The 21,543-nt window shown below is 58.9% G+C and carries 19 protein-coding genes; 9 read left to right on the forward strand and 10 right to left on the reverse strand.

The genetic code is table 11. The features are described from left to right. Positions 1–78: 78 nt before the first annotated feature. Genes N2599_RS31470 through N2599_RS31485 form a run of 4 tightly spaced genes read right to left on the reverse strand, consistent with a single transcriptional unit; the run spans position 79 to position 4,556 of the window. Complete coding sequence (locus N2599_RS31470) at positions 79–1,425, reverse strand: NAD(P)/FAD-dependent oxidoreductase (RefSeq protein WP_027509179.1); 1,347 nt, start codon at positions 1,423–1,425, stop codon at positions 79–81. Next, positions 1,422–2,939 (reverse strand): aldehyde dehydrogenase, encoded by a 1,518-nt coding sequence (locus N2599_RS31475; RefSeq protein WP_027509178.1) that lies wholly within the window; start codon positions 2,937–2,939, stop codon positions 1,422–1,424. Before N2599_RS31475 ends, N2599_RS31470 begins: the two co-directional genes overlap by 4 nt. Continuing rightward, positions 2,932–3,843, reverse strand: coding sequence for a dihydrodipicolinate synthase family protein (locus N2599_RS31480; protein ID WP_027509177.1), 912 nt, complete (start codon positions 3,841–3,843; stop codon positions 2,932–2,934). The genes N2599_RS31475 and N2599_RS31480 overlap by 8 nt, the downstream gene beginning before the upstream one ends. Beyond that, positions 3,840–4,556: a GntR family transcriptional regulator gene (locus N2599_RS31485; protein WP_027509176.1), complete on the reverse strand. Its 717-nt coding sequence runs from the start codon at positions 4,554–4,556 to the stop codon at positions 3,840–3,842. The genes N2599_RS31480 and N2599_RS31485 overlap by 4 nt, the downstream gene beginning before the upstream one ends. Positions 4,557–4,846: 290 nt before the next feature. Here N2599_RS31485 and N2599_RS31490 point away from each other — a divergent pair, with 290 nt between their 5' ends. Both N2599_RS31490 and N2599_RS31495 read left to right on the forward strand, forming a co-directional pair. Next, positions 4,847–6,100: an aromatic ring-hydroxylating oxygenase subunit alpha gene (locus N2599_RS31490; protein WP_027509175.1), complete on the forward strand. Its 1,254-nt coding sequence runs from the start codon at positions 4,847–4,849 to the stop codon at positions 6,098–6,100. Continuing rightward, a complete protein-coding gene (locus N2599_RS31495; protein ID WP_027509174.1) occupies positions 6,090–7,175 on the forward strand; it encodes an FAD-binding oxidoreductase in 1,086 nt (361 codons plus the stop codon). Before N2599_RS31490 ends, N2599_RS31495 begins: the two co-directional genes overlap by 11 nt. Positions 7,176–7,776: 601 nt before the next feature. On the opposite strand, the gene N2599_RS31500 is transcribed toward N2599_RS31495, so the two are convergent. After that, positions 7,777–8,007 carry a type II toxin-antitoxin system RelB/DinJ family antitoxin gene (locus N2599_RS31500; protein WP_051336494.1) on the reverse strand — a complete coding sequence of 77 codons (231 nt, stop codon included), beginning with the start codon at positions 8,005–8,007 and terminating at the stop codon, positions 7,777–7,779. Between the two features lie 254 nt (positions 8,008–8,261). Further along, a complete protein-coding gene (locus N2599_RS31505; RefSeq protein WP_027509172.1) occupies positions 8,262–10,298 on the reverse strand; it encodes an NADH:flavin oxidoreductase in 2,037 nt (678 codons plus the stop codon). 147 nt (positions 10,299–10,445) lie between these two features. Between N2599_RS31505 and N2599_RS31510 the strand changes: the two genes are divergently transcribed. From N2599_RS31510 to N2599_RS31530, 5 genes are all read left to right on the forward strand, one after another. Further along, on the forward strand, positions 10,446–11,075 hold the full coding sequence (locus N2599_RS31510) for a TetR/AcrR family transcriptional regulator (protein WP_027509171.1): 630 nt from the start codon (positions 10,446–10,448) through the stop codon (positions 11,073–11,075). A 10-nt stretch (positions 11,076–11,085) separates the two neighbouring features. Continuing rightward, positions 11,086–11,880, forward strand: a complete 795-nt coding sequence (locus N2599_RS31515; protein WP_027509170.1) for a pyrroline-5-carboxylate reductase family protein — start codon at positions 11,086–11,088, stop codon at positions 11,878–11,880. A 68-nt stretch (positions 11,881–11,948) separates the two neighbouring features. Continuing rightward, positions 11,949–12,950 (forward strand): ABC transporter substrate-binding protein, encoded by a 1,002-nt coding sequence (locus N2599_RS31520; RefSeq protein WP_027509169.1) that lies wholly within the window; start codon positions 11,949–11,951, stop codon positions 12,948–12,950. A gap of 93 nt (positions 12,951–13,043) precedes the next feature. Further along, entirely contained in the window at positions 13,044–13,931 is an 888-nt protein-coding gene (locus N2599_RS31525; protein ID WP_027509168.1) for an ABC transporter permease, read from the forward strand. Continuing rightward, on the forward strand, positions 13,924–14,964 hold the full coding sequence (locus N2599_RS31530; RefSeq protein WP_027509167.1) for a quaternary amine ABC transporter ATP-binding protein: 1,041 nt from the start codon (positions 13,924–13,926) through the stop codon (positions 14,962–14,964). Before N2599_RS31525 ends, N2599_RS31530 begins: the two co-directional genes overlap by 8 nt. Before the next feature lie 64 nt (positions 14,965–15,028). Here N2599_RS31530 and N2599_RS31535 read toward each other — a convergent pair whose 3' ends face one another. Beyond that, entirely contained in the window at positions 15,029–15,445 is a 417-nt protein-coding gene (locus N2599_RS31535; protein WP_311319502.1) for a Fic/DOC family N-terminal domain-containing protein, read from the reverse strand. A gap of 72 nt (positions 15,446–15,517) precedes the next feature. Further along, positions 15,518–17,092 carry a winged helix-turn-helix domain-containing tetratricopeptide repeat protein gene (locus N2599_RS31540; protein ID WP_037141404.1) on the reverse strand — a complete coding sequence of 525 codons (1,575 nt, stop codon included), beginning with the start codon at positions 17,090–17,092 and terminating at the stop codon, positions 15,518–15,520. 119 nt (positions 17,093–17,211) lie between these two features. On the opposite strand from N2599_RS31540, the gene N2599_RS31545 reads away from it, so the two are divergent. Both N2599_RS31545 and N2599_RS31550 read left to right on the forward strand, forming a co-directional pair. Further along, positions 17,212–17,646, forward strand: coding sequence for a cupin domain-containing protein (locus tag N2599_RS31545; protein WP_027509165.1), 435 nt, complete (start codon positions 17,212–17,214; stop codon positions 17,644–17,646). A 19-nt stretch (positions 17,647–17,665) separates the two neighbouring features. Then, on the forward strand, positions 17,666–18,148 hold the full coding sequence (locus N2599_RS31550) for a RidA family protein (protein WP_027509164.1): 483 nt from the start codon (positions 17,666–17,668) through the stop codon (positions 18,146–18,148). A gap of 261 nt (positions 18,149–18,409) precedes the next feature. On the opposite strand, the gene N2599_RS31555 is transcribed toward N2599_RS31550, so the two are convergent. After that, positions 18,410–19,801, reverse strand: coding sequence for an aldehyde dehydrogenase family protein (locus N2599_RS31555; protein ID WP_027509163.1), 1,392 nt, complete (start codon positions 19,799–19,801; stop codon positions 18,410–18,412). Between the two features lies 1 nt (position 19,802). After that, positions 19,803–21,449: an acetolactate synthase large subunit gene (locus N2599_RS31560; protein WP_027509162.1), complete on the reverse strand. Its 1,647-nt coding sequence runs from the start codon at positions 21,447–21,449 to the stop codon at positions 19,803–19,805. Positions 21,450–21,543: the final 94 nt, after the last annotated feature.

Consider the following 21,543-nt stretch of genomic DNA (forward strand, 5'->3'; position numbering starts at 1 on the left):
TCTTACTCCTAGTTCTCGTTCCCATTCTCATTGAAGGCCTGCGGGCGGCGCAGTCTTCATATTGCGTGGGCCGAGGGATCATCCCTCGCGACCTGCACGCAATTCCTGAAAGCGGATGACCGAATTGACGCCCAGCCATGCGATCGGCTCGGGAGGCAGCTTGCTCGGTTCCGGTTGCTTCTTGTACTGATTGAGTTCACGGCTATCGGCTCCGGCCGCCAGATCGGCGGCCATCATGCCCGCGAGCGTGCTCTTGACGGTGCCTAGACCATTCTCGCAACACGCGGAGAAAAGGCCCTCTTCCACCTCGCCAAACGCCGGCACATGGTTCCTGCTGAGGCACAGCGCACCGGCCCAGCTATATTCCATCGGCACGCTCTCCAGTCCGGGGAAACGGGCATCGAACGACCGACGCTGCTCAGCGGCAACGCCGGCCACGCGTCTTTCCGATACCTTGAGACCTGGGTCGTATGTAAACCGCGTCCTTATGACGATCCTGGAAAGTCCGTTGGTAGTGATCTTGCGAACGGTCGCTCCCATGGGATCGGCCGGCAGCAGCGCCCATCGATCAGCGCCTGCAACGTCGCCGCCGAATTCGTTCTGGGAGAAGGCGGCGGTCATCGATGCGTAGGTGAAGATATGCATCAGCCGTCCACGGAAATGGCCGAAGCTTTCAACGTGGCCGTTCACGCCTAAGATGACTTTCGGCGCGGAGACGGATCCGCGGTTGGATAGAGCCTTCCAAGACCTGCCTTCGCGCGAAAGCTCCAGCACTGGCGAGTGTTCGTAGATGGCGATTTTCGATCGAAGCCCGCAGGCTAGGCCGCGAATGTAATCGGCGGGCTGGATCATTACGGCCCCTGGGGTGTAGAGCCCTCCGCGATAATAGCGCGAGCCGGTCATCTCCCGCATTTGATCGGCGTCGAGAACGCGATGCTCTTCACCGATCTTCTCAAGCGATTTCCGGTAATTGTGGTTGAGGCCGAGCCCTCGGTCCGTAGCCGCGGCATTGACCTTGCCTGACGGATCGAACGTCTCCTTCGGCAGGTCGTATTCGGCTGCGACGCCCGCCGCGAAAGCGATCGCCAAGCGGTTCTGCCTGATCTCGTCCTTGGTCGCCTGCTCGTCGGCCACCGAATATTCGCCTGCCGACAGATTGTGCGGCACGTCGATCATGAACCCGGAGTTCCTCCCGGCCGGTCCCTTTGCGAGTTCGCGCGCCTCCAGGACGACGATCTTGTCGTGGGGCCGCAATTGCGAGAGACGTCGTGCCGCCGACAGACCGGCAAATCCCGCGCCGATGATCAGCCAGTCAGCCGTTATGTGGTGGTCAAGCGCCGTTGCGGGAAAGGTGCGTTCGCTGATCGCCTCCCATCCAGAAACACCGGTGTCGATCGGTAGACGCTTGATCACATGGCGGGTCATCGGATCGTCTCGTCAACCGACCGGTCCGAAACGTCGATCCAGATGGTCTTGAGTTCGCAATAATTGTCATGGGCGAAGACCGACTTGTCGCGGCCGCCGAACCCGGACTCCTTGTAGCCGCCGAACGGCGTGGTCGCGTCCCCTTCTCCGAAGCAATTGACGGTGACGACGCCCGCGCGGATTTCGCGCGAGAGCTTGATCGCGTTGCGCAGACTCCCGGTGTAGACCGAGGCCGTGAGTCCGTAGTTCGTGTCGTTGGCAAGAGCGATGGCTTCACCGAGCGAATTGACGGTTGTGACCGAAAGAATCGGTCCGAAAATCTCCTCCTGAAAAAGTCGGCTGGAAGGCGTCACCCCATCGACCACCGTCGGCTCGATGAAGATGCCGCCATGCGTGTCACCGCCGTGGGCGACTGAGAGCTTCTCTTTCTTCGCGTCGTCGAGGAAGGATTTCACCTTCTCGAAGTGGGTCTTGCTGACGAGCGCACCGATACGGTTTTCGGGATCGAGCGGATCGCCGGTCTTCCATTCGCGCATGTAGGCTCCGATGCGCTTCAGCAACTCGTCCTTGACCTTGGCATGGACGATAAGCCGCGACGTGGCCGAGCAGTTCTCGCCCATGTTCCAGAAGGCACCGTTGACCACCTGCTCGGCGACAAGGTCGAGGTCTTCGGCGTCGTCGAGAACGACCGCCGGATTCTTGCCTCCGCATTCGAGCACGACGCGCTTGAGGTTGGAGTCGGCGGCATAGCGCAGGAAGCGACGGCCGGTGGGTGTCGATCCGGTAAACGCCACCATGTCGACATCCATGTGCATGCCGATCGGTTCGCCGACCTCCTTGCCGCCGCCGGTAACAACGTTAAAGACGCCCGCAGGGATCCCGGCGTCATGGGCAAGTTCGGCGACACGCAGCGTGGTGAGCGTTGTTTCCTGCGCAGGCTTCACGATCACCGAGCAGCCGGCTGCAAGAGCCGGACCGATCTTCCAGGCCAGCATCAGCAGCGGGAAATTCCAGGGAAGCACACATCCGACCACACCGACAGGTTCGCGGACGATCATGGTCAGTGCGTTCGCCCCGACAGGTGCGGTGCTGTCGTAGAGCTTGTCGATCAGTTCGGCATGCCAGCGAATGGTATGAATGGTATCGGGAACGTCGACCGTCTGGCATTCGCGGATCGGCTTGCCACTGTCCAGGCTTTCCATAACGGCGAGCTCATGACGATTGCGCTCCAGCAACTTGGCGAGCTCGAGGAGCACGGCCTTGCGCTCGCCAGGCGAACGCAACCGCCAGCGGCCATCGTCGAAGGCTTGCTTGGCCTTGGTCACGGCGTAGTCCACATCGGTGGCATCGCACGCGGCGATTTCGGCAAGAACGTCGCCCGTGGCAGGGTTCGTAGACGTGAATGTTTGGCCGGAATGCGCCGGACGGAATGCGCCGTCGATAAATGCATTCGTCGGGAATTGAAGGCCTGCGGCGATCGCCTTGTATTCGGGAGCGGTCAAGGGTTCATGCATGATTTGCTCCCGACGTGATCTGGGCGACCGTGCGCTTCAACATGGCGACGACGGTCTGAAGGGTTCGCTTTTCTTCGGAATTCAGCGGACGCAGCGGTGCGCGGACCGGCCCTGCATTCAGGCCGATCAACTCGCATCCATGCTTGATCGACTGGACGAACTTCCCGCACTCCAGGAAATCCATAAGCGGCAGCATCGCCGTCATAATCGCGCGGCCCTTGTCAAAGTTTTTTTCCAGGACGCAGGCTTCGTAAAGTGCGACGTGCTCGCGCGGAAGGAAGTTGGAGCCGGCACATACCCAGCTCTTCGCGCCCCATGCGAAAAATTCGAGAGCCTGGTCGTCCCAGCCGCAGGAGAGCGAGATGTGCGGATACTTGCGGGCGAGAAGATGAAGGTTGCCCATGTCGCCGGAACTTTCCTTGATGGCGACCACGTTCCTGGATTTGCCGACGCGGGAAAAATACTCCTCCGCCATCATGACGCCCATGCGAGCCGGATAGTTGTAGAGCATGATCGGCAGGTTGGCCGCGCGATCGACAGTCAGTGCATGGACTGCGTTCTCACGTTCTGTCGGCAGTGCGTAGGGTGGCGAGGACACGAGGATCGCATCCGCGCCGATTTCCTTTGCCGCCTTCGCGTACTCGACCGAGTCTTCGGTTCTCGTTGCGCCCGTTCCAATGACGAGCGGCAGCCGGGTACCGATGACGTCCTTGGCATAGGCCGCAAGTTCGAAGCGCTCCTGGCTGCTCTGGGCGTAATACTCGCCCGTCGAGCCGCCGACAATGATACCGTGCACGCCCGCATCGATGAGTTGCTCGATGACGGCGGAAAACGCCACGCGGTCTATCTGCCCATCCCGGTCGAGCGGCGTCACCGCCGGCGTATAGATCCCCTCAAACTTCACGACGACCTCTCCAATGATTGCGTAGCCGGACCGCCGACGAAGGCGTCCGCCTTGAGTCCTTGCGGCGCGATAAACATCTCCATGTTCTCGCGAGACAATTCCCAGTGCTCGAAGACAAGGTCGACCACCGCGTCCTCGTCATGAACGCTAAGCGCCTCGATGAAGCTGTCGTGATGTTCGATAGCCAACTGGAGTCGCCGCTTCATGTCGTCGTTCCTGGGCCGGAAGAACGTGTGCCCGATACGCGCGTGATCGATGAGGAGCCGGCCCAGGCTGGGCTGCAGGTAGACGTTGGCCGACATCTCCCCGAAGATCTCGTGAAAGCGGTTGTTCTCGATCACCATCGCCAGGACGTCCATATTCTCGCTGGCGGCGCGGAATCGCTCTTGAGTTTGCTTCAGGTCTGAGAGCTGGACGGGCTTGAAGTTCTGCACTGCGAGACGGCCGATTGCCGCGTAGATCATCGGCGCGACGAGAAAGAAGTTCCGCAGAGTGGAGTGGTTCATCGGGATGACTCGCGCACCCCTGTTCTCGCGAATGTCGACGTAACCCTCGCCCGCGAGACGGCGGAATATGTCCCGAACGGGCGTTCGGGACAGACCGTACCGCTCGCTTAGACTCGCCTCGTCCAGGTCGGCGTCCGGGTCCAGTTCCATCGTCAGGATCTGACGCTTCAAGTCCTCGTAGAGATTGCTCTTGACGCTCTTCGCCATCGGTTATCTCAGCCCCTTTTTTCATCTGACCAGGCCACGTTCGCATGGCTCGGCACTGGAGTCAACGCTTGTGTACTTTGCGTACACAATTCGTATTGTTAAAAAATACAATTGACAGATCGACCATTTTGACGCTCGCGAGCCCGCTAGGTCTCAGGTGAACCGGCAAGTTCTCATGGTCGCGTCTTCGCCGTGCCATTACATCTGGTTATGTGAGCAAGGCTGATTTGTGCCGTTGAACCATAGGAAGATCGAGCGGATTATTTCCCATCCAACCATGAGGTAGAATTATGCTTCAGACCTTCGCTTCTTCGATTTCCTCGCTTCTCGACACGAGGGCGGACGGCCATTCGCTTCCAGCCGGGCTCTACACCCGCGAGGATGTTTTCGAGGCCGACATCGACGTATTCTTTCGCAAACACTGGATTTGCATAGGTTTGGAATGCGATGTTCCCGAACCAGGAGACGCTACCGTTGTCGATATCGGCAACAGCGGCCTCATCATTCTTCGCGACGATGACAATCAGGTTCGCGTCGTGCATAACGTATGCCGTCATCGCGGCTCACGAATCCTTAACGCGGGATCAAGCGTCATCTCCAAGCTCGTCTGTCCATACCATCAGTGGACATACGAGCTTGACGGCGAACTCGCCTACGCGCCTCACATGGGCGCCGATTTCGACAAGAGCTGCAAGAGCCTCAGGCCGGTCAATTTCAAATCGATCGGCGGTCTCATCTATGCTTGCCTCTCCGACAACCCTCCGTCCGACATCGACCGCCTTGAAGAGGCGATGACAGAACGGCTCGCGCCTTACGATATCCGCAACACAAAGGTGGCGTTTCAGGCTGACGTGGTCGAACACGGCAACTGGAAGCTCACTATGGAAAATAATCGCGAATGCTATCACTGCTCCGCGAACCATCCCGAGCTCTGTGTGTCGTTCGTCGATCTGGATTTCGGATTCGATCCGGAAAGCCTGAGCCCAGAAGACAGGGAGCAGGCAGAACAGCACGAAGCCCTGTATGCAGAGCGAACCAAGAGCTGGGAGGCCGACGGTTACCCTTCTGCCGCCGTCGAACAACTCGTCGATTGCGAGACAAACTTCAGAACGCAGCGCCTGATCATTTCGGGTGCCGGTGAATCGCAGACGCCCGATGCGACCGCCGCTTCGTCAAAGCTTCTCGGCACCATGACCCGGAAAGACTTGGGTGACACGCATCTGTGGGGACACAATAGCTGGAACCACTTCATGGGCGACCATGCGGTCGTTGCGATCGTCATTCCGCTCTCCGCTGACAAGACCCTCGTGCGCACGAAGTGGCTTGTTCACAAGGATGCCGTCGAAGGCATCGACTACGATCTCGAAAAGTTGACGAACGTTTGGGTCGCAACGACCGACCAGGATGCGGAGCTTGTCGCCCGATCTCACGCCGGTGTCCTCGATCCTGCATATGTACCAGGACCCTACTCGCCGTTTTCCGAGACCAACTTGGACCGGTTTGCGGCCTGGTACATCGACCGGATGCGGGCTCATGGATACTAAGATCGTGCACCCCTCATCAAGCAATCGGAATGACGCCTGGGATCCAGAGCGCGACGACACCGTCGTCTGCATAGACGTCCATCAGGAGACGCACGACGTGAAGAGCTTCACGTTTGCGTCCCCGCAAGGCAAGTGGTTCGCCTTCGACAGCGGTCAGTACTTCTTGTTCGATTTCCCACTCGGCCCCGACGCTGAAAGCCGCTGCTACAGCATTTCCTCTTCGCCTCAGCGGACGAGCACCTTCACCGTTACGGTTAAGCGCGTCGCGGGTGGAAAGATCTCGAACTGGCTGCACGACAAGCTAGCGAGCGGCACAACGGTCAAGGCGCAGGGGCCGCTCGGTCATTTCGTCCGGCCGCGTGGTGCTGGAAGAAAATTCCTGCTGCTCTCTGGTGGATCCGGCATTACGCCGGTTATGTCCATCGTCAGAGACCTGGCTGATACATGCGAGCCAACGGACGTCGTCTTTCTCCATGCCGCTCGGACCCCCAAGGATCTTATTTTCAGGGAAGAGCTCTCGAATTTGGCAGGCAGGATGAAAGGATTGAGACTTCATTTCCTTCCGGAAGTGGTTGCCGGGGAGCCGTCATGGGCTGGCTTGACCGGCAGGATTTCGCCGGAATTCATGAAACTTGCGGTTCCAGACATTGCCGAGAGGATCGTTATGTGTTGCGGACCGGCCCCATTCATGGCCGCAGCACGGAAGATCTCCGCCGAACTCGGGGTGCCAGCGTCGAGCTACATCGAAGAAAGCTTCGACGCCGCAGTGATCGATGAAACGCAGCTTTCCATTGGAGAGGTCGTCACTGCGAGATCCTTCGAGGTGGAGTTCCTGAAGCAGGCGCGGACGATCGACGTTGCCGGCGAACAGACGGTGCTCAGTTGTGCCAAGAAGGCAGGATTGAGAATTCCGTCCTCATGCGCGAACGGAGTATGCGGTACTTGCAAGTCCAGGCTCGTCTCCGGATCTGTGGATATGAAGCACAACGGCGGCATAAGGCAGCGAGAGATCGACGCAGGCTTGTTTCTCCCTTGCTGTTCCAAGCCGTTAAGCGATCTTGTGATCGATCGGTAGAAGACCTTGCGCGTAAAGGAGCGTAGATACCACGCTGCACGAGCGCGCTACATATCTGGAGAAAGGGGGACCGTTGCCGGGCGCTTGATGTACATCGACCCTTTCTCTCAGAAGATGGAGTTAGAGCTGGGAAGTGTGCCGCGCATCGTGGGATTCGACCCCACGCGGCCATCTGCGATCATTGACTTGAGTGAATTCAAGGCGGCGAAGGCATCTGGTCACCACGCTATCGCAGAATGCGTGCATTCCCGAGGTGTGCGATCTTTTCAAAAGGAAGAGAGACGCGTTCGAGCGTCTAGCCTGCATTGGGGCCAATCCGTCGAATTTGCTGTCACTCGTGCCCGGTGAACTGTTCGTCGTTGACGTAGACTGGGCTAGCCAATGGTCAATGAAATGACATCACACAGCAAGCTACTGCGTTCATCACTTATCTGTCCTGATTGGGACAGACCCTTCCCGAAAATTGTTCGTGGACAAGGCAGCATACTTTTTGATGACCACGGCCAAGAATTGCCGCGGCTTGCGGGAAGCGGACTTCGCTCGTTTCTTATCACTTGACAATCTTGTGTCCCTCGAGTGACTCAAACATCTCATCAGCAGTTTAAAAATGCTTGCCGTGGCCCGCCTTGATAGCTCTTGCTTCCTCCATCGCAGCGATTGTTTTGGCGTTCGGTCGAGTCAATTCGACGGGAAGAGCTTTATCTCGGGCGATCCTGGTCAAAACGATTCGGATGATATCCGAGGTGGTCAGTCCGAGACTATCGAGTACCAAGGCGGCGCTATCCTTCACCGAAGGTTCAATGCGGGCGCGTACGTATGCGTTTGCAGCCATTTCTTGCCTCCTTTTCGAGTTTGATACGGATGTGGCTCAACTGAGCAACATGTTCAAGCTCCGTGATGAATCGATCGAACTGGGGCCGCCATGATAGTTGCCCCACACACTCGCCACTCCTGCGGGAATCCCAGGTAAGAACCTGAGCTATGTCCAGGATGATGCCCATGCAGCTCTGATCTTCCCGCGGCGTTTTTCGTCCGCCGATCCGCTGTCTCTGCCGTCAACTTCTGGAGCCTGAACCGCCATTTTGATCAAATATCCTTGGCGATCCGCAACCCATCGTAGATGGCGGCATGGGTATTGCGAGCGGCCACGGCATCCCCGATCCGGAAAAGCTGGAATTTCCCTTCAGGATTTCGGACCACAGTCTGGGGTTCACCGGCGACCAATTGCTGCTGCGAGATTTCACCGAGATTGGTGGAAGAGGGTTTCATCTCGAAATAGAGTTCATCGAGCGGTATCGTTCCATGGTTGATCACAACCTGGTCGACCGTGCGCCTCTTCGCAACACCGCCGTAATCGCTGCCGACACGGGCTATGAGCTGATTGCCGTTCTTTTCGACCGCTTCGAGCCTGAAGGTTACGGTGAAGGTGACGTCGAGTTTCTGCAGCGAACGCATGTAGGGCACGAGGTTCATCGCCATGACTTCCGGCGCGAAGGAACGGTCGGGTGTCATGATTTCCACCTTGGCGCCTGCCTCGGCAATGAACTCGGCAGCCTGCAGCCCTGCGTGATCGCCCGCGTCATCGAAGATGAGAACGTTGGCTCCTGGTTTCACGTCACCTGAGATGATGTCCCAGGCCGAGACGACCAGTTCGTTGCCTGCCGAGAGGACTTCCGTATGCGGCATGCCACCCGTGGCGATGATTACCACGTCGGGCCTCTCCGCCTCCACTGTGTCTGCTTCCGCCCAGGTGTTGAAATGGAAGACCACACCGTACTTCTCGCACTGGTTCATCCGCCAGTCGATGATGCTGATCATTTCCCTGCGGCGCTCGCTTTGGGCCGTTAGGCGGATTTGGCCGCCGGGATCGTTGGCCGCCTCGAATACGACGACCTCGTGGCCACGCTCGGCTGCAACCCGTGCAGCTTCGAGCCCACCTGGGCCTGCGCCGACGACGACAACTTTCTTCCGAAGGTCCGCCTTTTTGACCACGTGCGGCATAGTCAGCTCGCGGCCGGTTGCTGCATTGTGGATGCAATAGGCCGCCCCGCCTTGGTAAATGCGGTCGAGACAGTAGTTGGCGCCGACGCAGGGACGGATGTCCTCTTCGCGCTTCTCCATAATTTTGCGAACGATGTGCGGGTCCGTCATATGAGCGCGGGTCATACCGACCATATCGACCTTGCCCGACGCGATCGCATGGCGGGCAGTTGCAACATCCGGGATTTTGGCCGCGTGGAAGGTCGGGAAATCCGTCGCGGCGCGAATTTCGCCCGCGAAATCGAGGTGCGGGGAGTTCGCCATACCCTGGATCGGGATGACGTCTGTGAGGCCGGCATCGGTGTCGATATGACCGCGGATCACGTTCAAGTAGTCAATCAGGCCGCTTTCCTTGAGACGCTTCGAAATTTCGAGGCCGTCAGCCTTGCCGGTGCCGCCTGGAAGACATTCATCAGCGGTGTAGCGTATTCCCAGAATGAAGTCCTCTCCAACCCGTTTCCGGATCGCCCTTAGAACATCCAGACAGAAGCGCATGCGATTGTCGAGCGAACCACCGTAAGGACCTTCGAGTTCGTTCGTCAGCGGAGATGCGAACTGGTCAAGAAGGTGCCCGTAGGCCTCGAGCTCAACGCCATCCATACCGCCGGCCTTCATGCGTTCTGCAGCGTCGGCAAAGTCCTTTATGATGCGCTCGATGTCCCAATCTTCGATCTTCTTGGGGAAAGCCCGGTGCGAGGCCTCGCGATGATGCGACGGTGCGACAATGGGAAGCCAGTCGCCCTTGTCCCAGCGCGTGCGCCGGCCGAGGTGAGTGAGCTGGATCATGATCGCCGCCCCTTCCTCATGCACCGCATCGGTCATTGCCTTCAGCCACGGTACGATCTCGTCCTTGTAGGCGAGCAGGTTGTTGAAGACGGGCGGGCTGTCTTTTGAAACAGCCGCGGAACCGGCCGTCATCGTCATGGCGACACCACCCTTTGCCCTTTCCACGGTGTAGGCGAGATAGCGCTCCTTGGGCATACCGTCTTCCGGATATGCCGGTTCGTGCGACGTCACGATGATGCGGTTGCGAAGCTTCAGGTGCTTGAGTTGATAAGGCTGAAGGAGAGGATCGTTCGACATCTGTCGGGCTCCGGACTAGGACAGTTGTGGTAAACGCTAAGCGGAAATGTACATACATGTCAACTAACAAAACACTTAAGTCATTTCCATTGACATAGATGTACATTTTTCTTGTATCGAGTTTCATTTTTTGTTAGGAGGTCAATCATGGAACAGGCTTTGAACGATACCGGCTGGCGTGGATCGCAGGAGGGCTGGCTGGAAGCAGCCTACGAGTCTCTCCTGGAATCCGGCGTCGATTCAGTGAAAATTCTTCCCTTGGCCAAGAAACTCAACCTTTCGCGGACGAGCTTCTACTGGTTCTTCAAGGACCGCGACGAATTGCTTGCCGGCCTGATTGCGCGCTGGCGGGAGAAAAACACCGGAAACATAATAAAGCAGAGCGAAGCCTACGCGGAATCACTTGCCGAGGCCATGCTCAACGTTTTTGACTGCTGGCTCGATCAGAACTTGTTCGACTCCAAGTTCGAATTTGCCGTACGCAGTTGGGCGCTGCAATCAGAAGAGATTCTTTTCGAGGTTCAAAAGGCAGATCAAATTCGGCTTGAGGCGCTCAAGCGAATGTTCCTGCGCTTTGGATACGAGGAAACAACAGCCGACGTCCGAGCCCGGACGACCTATCTCGTTCAGATCGGCTACATCTCGATGCAGTCCCGCGAAGAGATCGCGGTGCGAATGAAGCGTATTCCCGAATATATCGCGATCTACACCGGCCAGATTCCCCAGCAAAGAGAGCTTGATCGCTTCTTTGCCAGGCATGGCCATAAACCGAAATGAGAAGAAGCGGATGCAGGACTCGATGAGGATCGGAGTGATCGGTGGCGGAGGGTGGCTCGGGAAAGCCCTTGCCAACGCGATTCTCAACAAGGGAGTTGTTCGGCACGAAGCACTTGCGCTCTCCTATCGGCACAAGAGGCCTGCGGGTTTTCCGAACGTTTACTGCACGCAAGACAACCAGGAGCTTGCAGAGCGATCGGACGTGATCATCGTTTCTGTCCGTCCGGCCGATTGGCCGTCTCTGTCGGTCGAGGCCCAGGGCAAGCTCGTCATCTCTGTTATGGCGGGCATCCGCCTGCACCAGCTTGCGGCACATCATCAAACGAGCCGCGTTGTCCGTGCCCTACCCAACGCCGCAGTTGAGGTTGGCAGATCCTATACGCCGTGGATTGCATCAGGTGGCATGGACGAGGCCGATCGAAATGTCGCACGTCGTATCTTTCGTGCTTGTGGCGTCGAGGACGAAGTGAATGGCGAAAGCGATATCGACTATTTGACCGGTTTGTCCGGGTCAGGGCCCGCGTTTCCGGCGCTATTCGGCGCCGCGATGATGAAAGATGCCGTCCATCACGGCCTTTCCACAGACATCGCACGGCGCGCCGTGAACACGGTGCTGATAGGGGCTGGGGCTTTGCTGGAGCATCGGGATGACTGTCCAAACAACATCGTCAATTCGTTTCTCGATTATCGGGGAACGACCGCAGCGGCAATCGAGGCGATGCGCGCTTTTGGCCTGGAAGCCACCGTTTCGGAAGGACTTTCGGCAGCATTCAGAAAATCGGTGAGTATGGGAGATGCCTCCTGACAACCGCTTGAGCGGGCTAACGCAGCGCCCCGCTTCGCAAAAGCGCCGCTTAAATAAAGGGAACGATAATGAACAGACTCCTTGCATCAACATGCCTGATGTTCGGCCTCCTGGGTGGAGCATCACTTGCGAACGCCGCAGAGTGTGGAAGCGTGACGATTGCGAGCATGAACTGGCAAAGTGCAGAAGTTCTCTCGAACCTCGACAAAATAATCCTGAACGAAGGCTATGGATGTAGCGCGGACATCACCGTTGGCGACACCGTTCCGACCATCACCTCAATGGCGGAAAAAGGCCAGCCGGATATCGCGCCGGAAGCTTGGATCGACCTTTTGCCGGATGTCGTGAAAAAAGGAACCGAAGCAGGCCAGATCATTCAGGTCGGCTCCCCTCTTCCCGATGGCGGCGTTCAAGGCTGGTGGATTCCCAAATATCTTGCGGACGCTCATCCCGACCTCAAGACAATCCCCGACATGCTGAAACACCCCGAACTTGTCCCCGATGCGGAGGATTCGAAGAAGGGCGCGATTTTCAACGGTCCCCAGGGTTGGGGAGGAACGGTCGTCACCTCGCAGCTCTACAAGGCTTTCGCCGGCGAAAAAGCGGGCTTCACGCTTGTGGATACTGGTTCGGCCGCCGGCCTCGATGGGGCGATTGCAAAGGCCTATGAGCGTCAGCAAGGCTTTGCGACATATTACTGGGCTCCGACTGCGCTTCTTGGCAAGTATGCGATGGTAAAGCTGGATCCCGGTGTGCCCCATGATTCTGCCGAGTGGAAGCGTTGCAACACTGTGGCGGATTGCCCTGATCCGAAGCCGAACGCCTGGCCGGTCGACAAGGTCGTGACCTTGGTGGCGAAGCCGTTCTCCGAAAAGGTCGGCCCCGAGGTCATGAGCTATCTCGAGAAGCGCTCCTGGAGCAATGACACGGTCGGCAAGCTGATGGCCTGGATGACTGAAAATCAAGCATCCGGCGAAGATGGTGCGAAACACTTCCTAAAAGAAAACAAGGACATCTGGACCAAGTGGGTCTCGCCTGAAGCAGCAGAGAAAATCGAAGCTTCTCTTTAAGTTCTGTGTGCGGTGCGTATCCATGCGCACCGCACTTAAACGCCGAAAATAAGAAGAATTTGGCCGGCTCTTTTTAAGAATAAGGGGAACCGCATGGAATGGTTTTACAAATTCCCGCATATGGATGATGACGCTCTTCGCAATCTCAAGAAGGCGATCGACGACGGGTTTCGCACATTCACCCGCGCTTATGGCGATGCGATCGAAGGTTTCTTCTCCCCGCTGCAGCATTTTCTCATCGCCGCCGACCGGTTTATGACGCAGACGCCGTGGCCGATCATCACCGTGCTTGTCCTCGCGATCGCCTGGGCGGCAAGCCGCAGCTTCAAGGTCGCATCAGGCTGTCTTTTTACGCTGCTGGCCATTGGCTATTTCGACATGTGGGACGACACCATGCGCACCGTCTCGATGATCTTTGTGTGCACCCTACTCTCTATCGCCATCGGTATTCCGGTCGGCATTTTAATGTCCCAGTCTGACCGGGTTCAGAGGATCGTCAATCCGATCCTTGACGTTATGCAGACCATGCCGAGCTTCGTCTATCTCATCCCGGTGGTCATGCTCCTGGGGATTGGCAAAGTGCCCGGGCTGATTGCAGTCGTCATTTACGCCATTCCGCCGATGATCAGACTGACCGATCTGGGTATTCGCCTCGTCGACAAGGACGTCCTTGAGGCCGCCGATGCGTTCGGATCATCAGGCCGACAGAAGCTGTTCAAAGTCCAACTGCCGCTGGCGCTTCCGACCATCATGGCCGGCATCAACCAGACCATCATGATGGCACTCGCCATGGTCGTGGTCGCATCGATGATTGGCGTGCAGGGGCTTGGCCAGCCTGTTCTCAAGGCGATCGCGAACCAGTACTTCACATTGGGAATTTTCAATGGCCTTGCCATCGTCGGCATCGCCATAATCTTCGACAGAGTCAGCCAAGCCTATGGCAAGAGACTCCAAAGGCACCGGGAGATCGTCCATGGTTGATCACCATTTCGGCGGCATCAAAATCCGCCGCCTCTACAAGATCTTCGGGCCCAACGGCGCTACCTATGTCGACGCCGTCCGGAACGGTCTCGGAAAAGCCGAACTGAACGAAAGGCACGGACACGTGCTCGGTCTGAAAGATATCAACATCGAGATGCCGGCTGGTTCCATTCAAGTGATTATGGGGCTGTCGGGCTCCGGGAAGTCCACGCTGATCCGGCATATCAACCGTTTGATCGATCCGACCGCCGGCGAGGTTCGAGTGAACGGTGTCGACGTTGTCAAGATGAACCCCGCGGAATTGCAGGAGTTTCGTCGCCACCAGACGGCAATGGTGTTTCAGAAATTTGCGCTGCTTCCGCATCGCACTGTTCTTGAAAACACGATCTACGGATTGGAAGTCCAAGGCGTCCCGCGCTCCAAAGGCGTCGAAACAGCCATGCAATGGATCGAGCGCGTCGGGCTGAAGGGATTCGAACAGAAATATCCCAATCAGCTTTCAGGAGGAATGCAGCAACGCGTCGGCCTTGCCCGCGCGCTGGCCAACGACGCGCCCGTCTTGCTCATGGACGAAGCGTACTCGGCCCTTGATCCGCTGATCAGGACGGACATGCAGACCGTCCTGTTGGACCTGCAAAAAGAGATCAAAAAGACGGTCGTATTCATCACTCACGATCTCGATGAGGCTCTCCGCCTGGGTGACCAGATAGCCATTCTCAGGGATGGCGAGGTCATTCAGCAAGGCACCAGCCAGGACATCGTCCTTAGACCGGCCGACGAATACATCGCCAATTTCGTGAAGGAGGTCAATCGGGGACGAGTGATCCACGTAGATGCGGTTATGACGCCGGCCGGGCCTGAGCATCGCCTGAATGGCACGAACATAGCATCGGGAACGACAATCGAAGATGCAATAAGGATATTGACCGATCGACGCGCGGACGAGGACGTGGCCGTGACGGATTCGACCGGAGCGGCCATCGGCACCCTTAGCCTCCGACAACTGGCATCTGCGATAGTCACTCCTCATTAAACTGGCCGCTCCGGCCTTCTGCAGAAGACCGGAGCTGCGCTTGAAACAAAGGAGCCGACCAAAATCAATGAAGGGGAGGTGCGGACGAATTCTTGGGAATTGCAGCATAAACAGTCCAAGAATTCGTCCGCACCTCCAGGGGGCCAATTCCTCGATTCGCTTGACAGGTCGAGTACTGCCGCGGCCCGGACTGCGTGAAACGCAGCTGACCAACGTGAGGCCCTCGTGACCTCTTCGATGTCGGCATTGGGTGCAGAATGCTCTTCGGCGTCGAAGGTGAGAAGGTCAACGAGCGATGCCTTGGTGTGCCCTCGACCTGCGACGAGATCACCGCCTCCTTGCGCACGAAGGCGTCGATGAACCAATCGAACGATGGCACCATCTCGCCTGCCAAATCGAGCCGAACGGGCGCCTGGTCGGCTTCCCGAAGGCGACGCTCAAGCTTGCCGTCAGTTATGAGCGGTGGCCAGGCGGGTCGCATTCCCCTGCCGACTCCACCAAGAACGAAGTCTTTATTAACAAGATTCGTTAGTAAAGGAATCGTTCCTCGTTCCTAGACTTCTGGAAAGGTGGTGGTACGATCGGAACCGGTCGTTTGATGCCCCGCCTGTCGCAGCAGGCCCTCGAGGCAGGTCGCCCATTCCTTGTTGCCATCTCTGAACGGACCAAGCGCATCGCCGGCAGGCTCCGGGAGATCGCCTGCAGCGGCGGCGAAGCGGCGAGCCTCCTGACTATCTCCCACGGCCGTGTGGCAGCACGCCTGAATGCGGAGCAGCGCCGGCCAGTCAGGCCGCGCCTTTAGCGCCGCACGCCCCGTGTCGAGCGCGCCCTCGAGGTCGCCCGAAAAGAACAGCGCAAGCATCAAGAGGCTGAACCAGACCGCATTCTGAGGATCGTGGGGGTTGAGTTCGAGGCCGCGAGCCAGCGGCTTTCGCGCACCGGCCGCATCGCCCACGAAAAGACGGGCCATGCCGAGCACGAGATACCCCAAGGCGAAGCTCGGACCGAGTTCGATGGACCGTTCCGCTGCGAGGATCGCCTGGTTAGCCCTGCCTGTGTAGGCCGACACAATCGCCAGCGCATAGTGGGCATACGGATTCCGGGCGTCGAGATATATCGCCCGCAGGGCCGCATCGAGTCCTTCCTTCCCGTCCGAGGCGGGATTTTCCGTCCAGCCATAGGCGATGAGGCCTGCGTTGACCCGCGCCCGCCAGATCTGCGCCTCTGGCAGCATGGGATCGAGCTCCGCGGCCTCTCGGAAGAATCGCCGTGCGAGAAGGTGGGTTGGCTGCGTTACCTTGTGAAAATTGAATGTACCTTGCCGTACAAGGTCCCAGGCGGTCACGTTGCCGGTGTGCGGAGCAACCTGAAGTCCATGGCGCAAGAGCAGTTCGGGCTCGACCGCAGCTGCGATCCGCTCGGCGATGGCGTCCTGCACCGCAAATACCTCGACCACTTGAAGATCGTAATGTTCGGACCAGACGGTGGCGCCCTTGATTGCGTCGGCGAGGTGCACCGATATCCGCATCCGATCGCCGGTATGCCGGATGGCTCCATCCACCAGAAAATCGACGCCAAGGTGGTGCGCGATAGACTTCGGATCCCTCGGGCCGTTCCTCAATGCGAAACTCGCCCCACGCGACGCGACGCGGAACCATCGGAACCGAGCAAGCGCCATGATCAGGTCGTCGGCGATACCGTCGGCCAGATATTGTCTCTCGGCATCGCCGCCGAGATTCTCGAAAGGCAGTACTGCAATCCCGGGGCTGGATCTCGCCTCCGAATGCCTTGGGCTATCGGGTCCGTCGGTCCGGCGCTCCACCGGACTGGAAAATCTGTATCCGACCCGCGGGACCGTGACGATCCAGTCGCCGCCGTCTGATGCCGGGCCGAGCAGCTTGCGGAGGGCAGCAATCTGAACGGAAAGATTACTCTCCTCGACGGCGAGGCCCGGCCAAACGACATCCATCAGCGCCGACTTGGTGACGACACGCCCATCTGCAGCGAGTAGAACGGCAAGCAGCGAAGCGCCACGGGCGCCGATGGCGACAGGCCGATTGTCACGGAGAAGGCATCCGTTCTCGGCAATGAACTCGAAGGGGCCGAATGCAAGGCGCTGGGTGCTCATGATTGGGGATGATACGCCCGATTTCGGAATTTTTTGGAATTTTTCGGCCCTCGTTTCAGGACTTGCGCCGGCTCCGCGAGCAAACTCAGCTCCATGCAGCAGTTGAGGTCCTGAGAGCGATGAAGAACGAAGCAATGCAACCGAAAAATGCTCATGTATTAACCGCGAAAATCGTAGGCGGGAGTGACAGCTATGTCGCCGAGCAGGGATCTGTCTATCGCTCGGGAGTCTCGGCGGAGAGCGTCGGATCCAGCATCCTGTGGCTCGGGATGATATCGCTCCCCGCAGGGAGACGAACCAGCGCCCATCGCCATCAGGGACACGAGACGGCCCTGCTTATGACCGCAGGCAAAGAGATCGAGATTTGGTCGGGGGCCGGGCTCGAACGGTGCGAAAAGGTCTTCCCCGGCGACTACCTATTCATTCCGGCCGGCGTTCCGCACGTGGCCGTCAATCGCAGCACGGAAACCGCCGAGTTCCTCGGTGCCCGCAACGACCCCGCAGCGAACGAGAGCGTCGTGCTGATGCCGGAACTCGACGACATCGTACCCTAATCAGGCCGGGAGGTGCGCTATGGCCATCATTGAACAACGTCTGGCCGCTATGGGTCTGGAACTGCCCGAGCCTCTGAAAGTGCGCGAAGGGCTGCATATGCCTTTCGCCTGGGTCCGGGTGCGCGGCACGCGCGCCTACATCTCGGGTCACGTCGCGTGTAACCGGGATGGGACATTGGCAAGGCCCCTCGGCAAGGTCGGGACCGAGGTTTCGCCGGAGCAGGGTTACGCGTCAGCGCGGCTCGTTGCCCTGGCCCATCTCGCGAGCCTCAAGCGGGCTGTCGGGAACCTCGATCGGGTTACGGCCTGGCTGCGCGTCTTCGCCATGGTGAATGTTGCTCCGGGATTCAATGAGACGCCGCTTGTCACAAACGGTTATTCTGACTTGATACTGGAGCTGTACGGGCCTAACGCTGGCGCTCACGCCCGCTCGTCCATCGGCATGGCCATCCCTTTGAACGCGCCCGTAAACTGCGAAGCGGAAGTGGAAATTGACGGGTGACCGCTTAGGATCGATCTTTAACCGTCTTCGAATCCCAAGGCCGTCTACAAAAAGCGTAGCGTCGTCGAGCGCATGTTCTGCCGCCTCAAGGATCGCCGGCGCATCGCTTGTCGGACGCTAAGCGGCGCGGTCGATCGCTACCCACTTGCAGATCAGAGCGACCCGGGCCGGCCCTACGGGCCCAGGTCTCCTGAGACGATTCGGCGTTGCACGTTCTCCAACTGAATCCCTGAGGCATGGATGCTGCGACGACGCGATTGCTTAAGAAACGTGGTTGAACACGATCATTTTGTCGTCGGCCATCTCTTCCATCGTCCAGGGAATGCCGCCGACCCCGTATCCCGACTGCCGGCGCCCTGCAAACGGCATCCAGTCGGTCCGGAAAGCGGTGTGGTCGTTCACGAGCACAGCCGACGCATCCAGACGCTTCGCCGCCCTCAGGGCAACTGCCATGTCGGAGGAAAAGATGCTCGCCTGGAACGCATATGGCAACGCGTTGGCAATGCGGATTGCCTCGTCAAGTTCGCTGTAACGATATACGCAGGTCAGTGGCCCGAAAACCTCGAGACGAGATACCCTGGCGTCTTCGGGAGGATCAAGAAGGACCGAAGGCAGGAGGGTGGTCTCTGACATCCGCCCTCCTCCGAGCTGCCTGGCGCCGGCGTCAACCGCTTCCTTGATCCAGCTCGCGACACGTTCGGTCTCGCGTGGCAGGATGAGCGGTCCGACCTCTGTCTCTTTCAGTGTCGGATCACCGACACGAAGGGTGCCGACCTTGGCGGCGAGAGTGTCCGTGAACGCGGTCAGAATGTCCTCATGCACGAAGAGACGCTGCGCGGACACGCAGACCTGCCCGGCATGATAATAGCCGCCTTTGACAATGGCACCGACGATCACGTCGAGGTTTGCGCTGCGGTCAACGATGACGGGCGCCGCCCCGCCGTGCTCGAGCGCGCATCTGGTGCCTGGCGAAAGCTTGCTCTTGAGGTACCACCCAACTTTCGCAGAGCCGATGAAGCTTAAAAACGCGACGCGGTGATCGGTTGCGAACGCTTCGGCAAGCGCATTGTCCTCCGTAACGAATGTCTGACACCACCGCTCATCGAGGCCGGCTTGCCAGAGCAACTTGGCAATCTCCACGCAGGAAACCGGCGTCGTCGCCGCCGGCTTTATGATCACCGGGCAACCGACGGCGATTGCTGGCGCGATCTGGTGGATGACGAGATTGAGCGGATGGTTGAACGCCGAAATCGCCGCCACCACGCCCATCGGCTCCTTGGTGGTGAAGGCCCATCGATTCGTGCTGGCAGCAGTAAGTCCCATCGGGATTTCCTTGCCGCCGAAGTTACGGAGTTCGTCGGCCGCGTTGACGAGGCCGTCGATCGCGCGTGTAACCTCAATGACCGCATCCGTAAGCGGCTTGCCGCCCTCGCGAGCGATCATCATTGCAAAGCGGTCACGGTTCTCCTCCAAAAGCTCCGACGCCTTTCTCAGGATCGCCATCCTCTGATGCGCTGGCAGCCAGGCATCGCGGTCGGCGAAGGCTTTCGCGGCGACAGAAAGCTTGTGATCGAGAGCCGCGGCATCGTCGGCTGGGACTTCCGCGATGAGTTCGCGATCAAACGCCTGGTAAACCTTCAAGTTGAGCGGCATCTCAGATCTCCAATATCGCGGGGAGCCGTTCACGGAGCTCCTTCACCAGCACCCGTTCGTTTTCCGAGTAGTCGACCGGGACGGTCACCAGATGCACGCCGCCGCCGGAGAACGCATTTTCGAGAACCTGTTCGAACTGGCCGATGTCATCGACCCTGGTCCCGCTCGCACCGTAGGACTCGGCATATTTTACGAAGTCGGGATTTGCGAACGTCATGCCGAAGTCAGGGAACCCGTCGACGGCCTGCTTCCAGCGGATCATTCCGTACGCACGGTCCTCGATGACGAGGACGACGAGGTTCAGTTTCATGCGCACCGCCGTCTCGAGTTCCTGGCTGTTCATCATGAATCCGCCGTCGCCGCAGATCGCCATGACACGGCGATCGGGGTGGAGCATCGAGGCGACCATGGCCGAGGGCAGCCCTGCTCCCATCGTGGCAAGCGCGTTGTCGAGCAGCAGCGTGTTCGCCATCTTCGTCCGATAATTCCGGGCAAACCATATCTTGTACATGCCGTTGTCGAGCGCGAGGATGCCGTCGTGCGGCATCACCTCACGGATGTCGTGGACAAGGCGCTGGGGCGTGAAGCGGTCCTCGGTGGCGCGGGCCGCGATGCGCTCGAGGATACGCTCCCTGAGGTGGAGCAGTGCCTGGGCGTTCGGGAGCCGGCCTTCAATGCGATCGGCAAGCGCCTTAAGCGACGGCCCGATGTCGCCGATCACCTCCGACTGTGGAAAATAGACCTGTTCGACGGTCGCCGGCTGGTATCCGACATGGACGACATGAGGGCCGCCCTTACCCATTATGAACGGCGGCTTTTCGATCGTATCGTGGCCGATGGTAATGATCAGGTCGGCCTGCTCGATGGCCTCATGGACATAGTCCCGCTCCGAAAGCGCGGCCGTGCCCATATAAAGTTCGGTCCCGCCTGGAACCGTGCCCTTGCCCATCTGGGTCGTGAAGAACGGGATGCGGGTGCGCAAGACGAACTGCGCAATGTCGGACGTCGAGCGCGGGCGCGAGGCAGCGGCGCCGAACATCAGCAGCGGACGTTTCGCTGCAGTGATGAGGGCGGCGGCGCGATCAAGCGCCGCATTGCTTGCGGTCGGCAGCTCGAGCTGATGCGGCGCGACCATGGCCATCGGCTGACATTCCTCGGCGGCGATGTCCTCCGGGAGCTCCAGGTGAACGGGGCCTGGCCTTTCCTCCTGCGCAATCCGGAACGCTTCCCTGACCGTCGTCGGGATCATCTGCGGCGATACGATCTGCCTTGCGAGCTTGGTAAGCGGCTTCATCGAGGCAACGACATCGACCACCTGGAACCGGGCCTGGCGAGACGACAGGATACCTTTCTGACCGGTAATCATCACCATCGGCATCGCGCCGAGCAGCGCGTATGCCGCACCCGTCGAAAGGTTCAATGCACCCGGCCCAAGCGTCGCCAGGCACACCCCCGGTTTTCCCGTCAGGCGGCCGTAGGTCGCAGCCATGAACGCGGCCGCCTGTTCGTGGCGGGTGAGCACCAACTGGATTGACGATTTGCGGATGGACTCGACGACGTCGAGGTTCTCTTCGCCGGGAATGCCGAAGATGCGGTCGACACCTTCGTTCTCAAGTGCGGCCACGAGAAGATCAGAGCCTTTGGTCATGGATGGGTGCCCGTGCTGGTTGGCGTGTCGATCGGTCGAGGGTTCCAGGATTGGAAGACGGCAACTCTGAAGATAGGCGCCTTTGCGGCGTAGT

It is taken from the genome of Rhizobium sullae, from assembly GCF_025200715.1.
GTDB lineage: Bacteria > Pseudomonadota > Alphaproteobacteria > Rhizobiales > Rhizobiaceae > Rhizobium > Rhizobium sullae.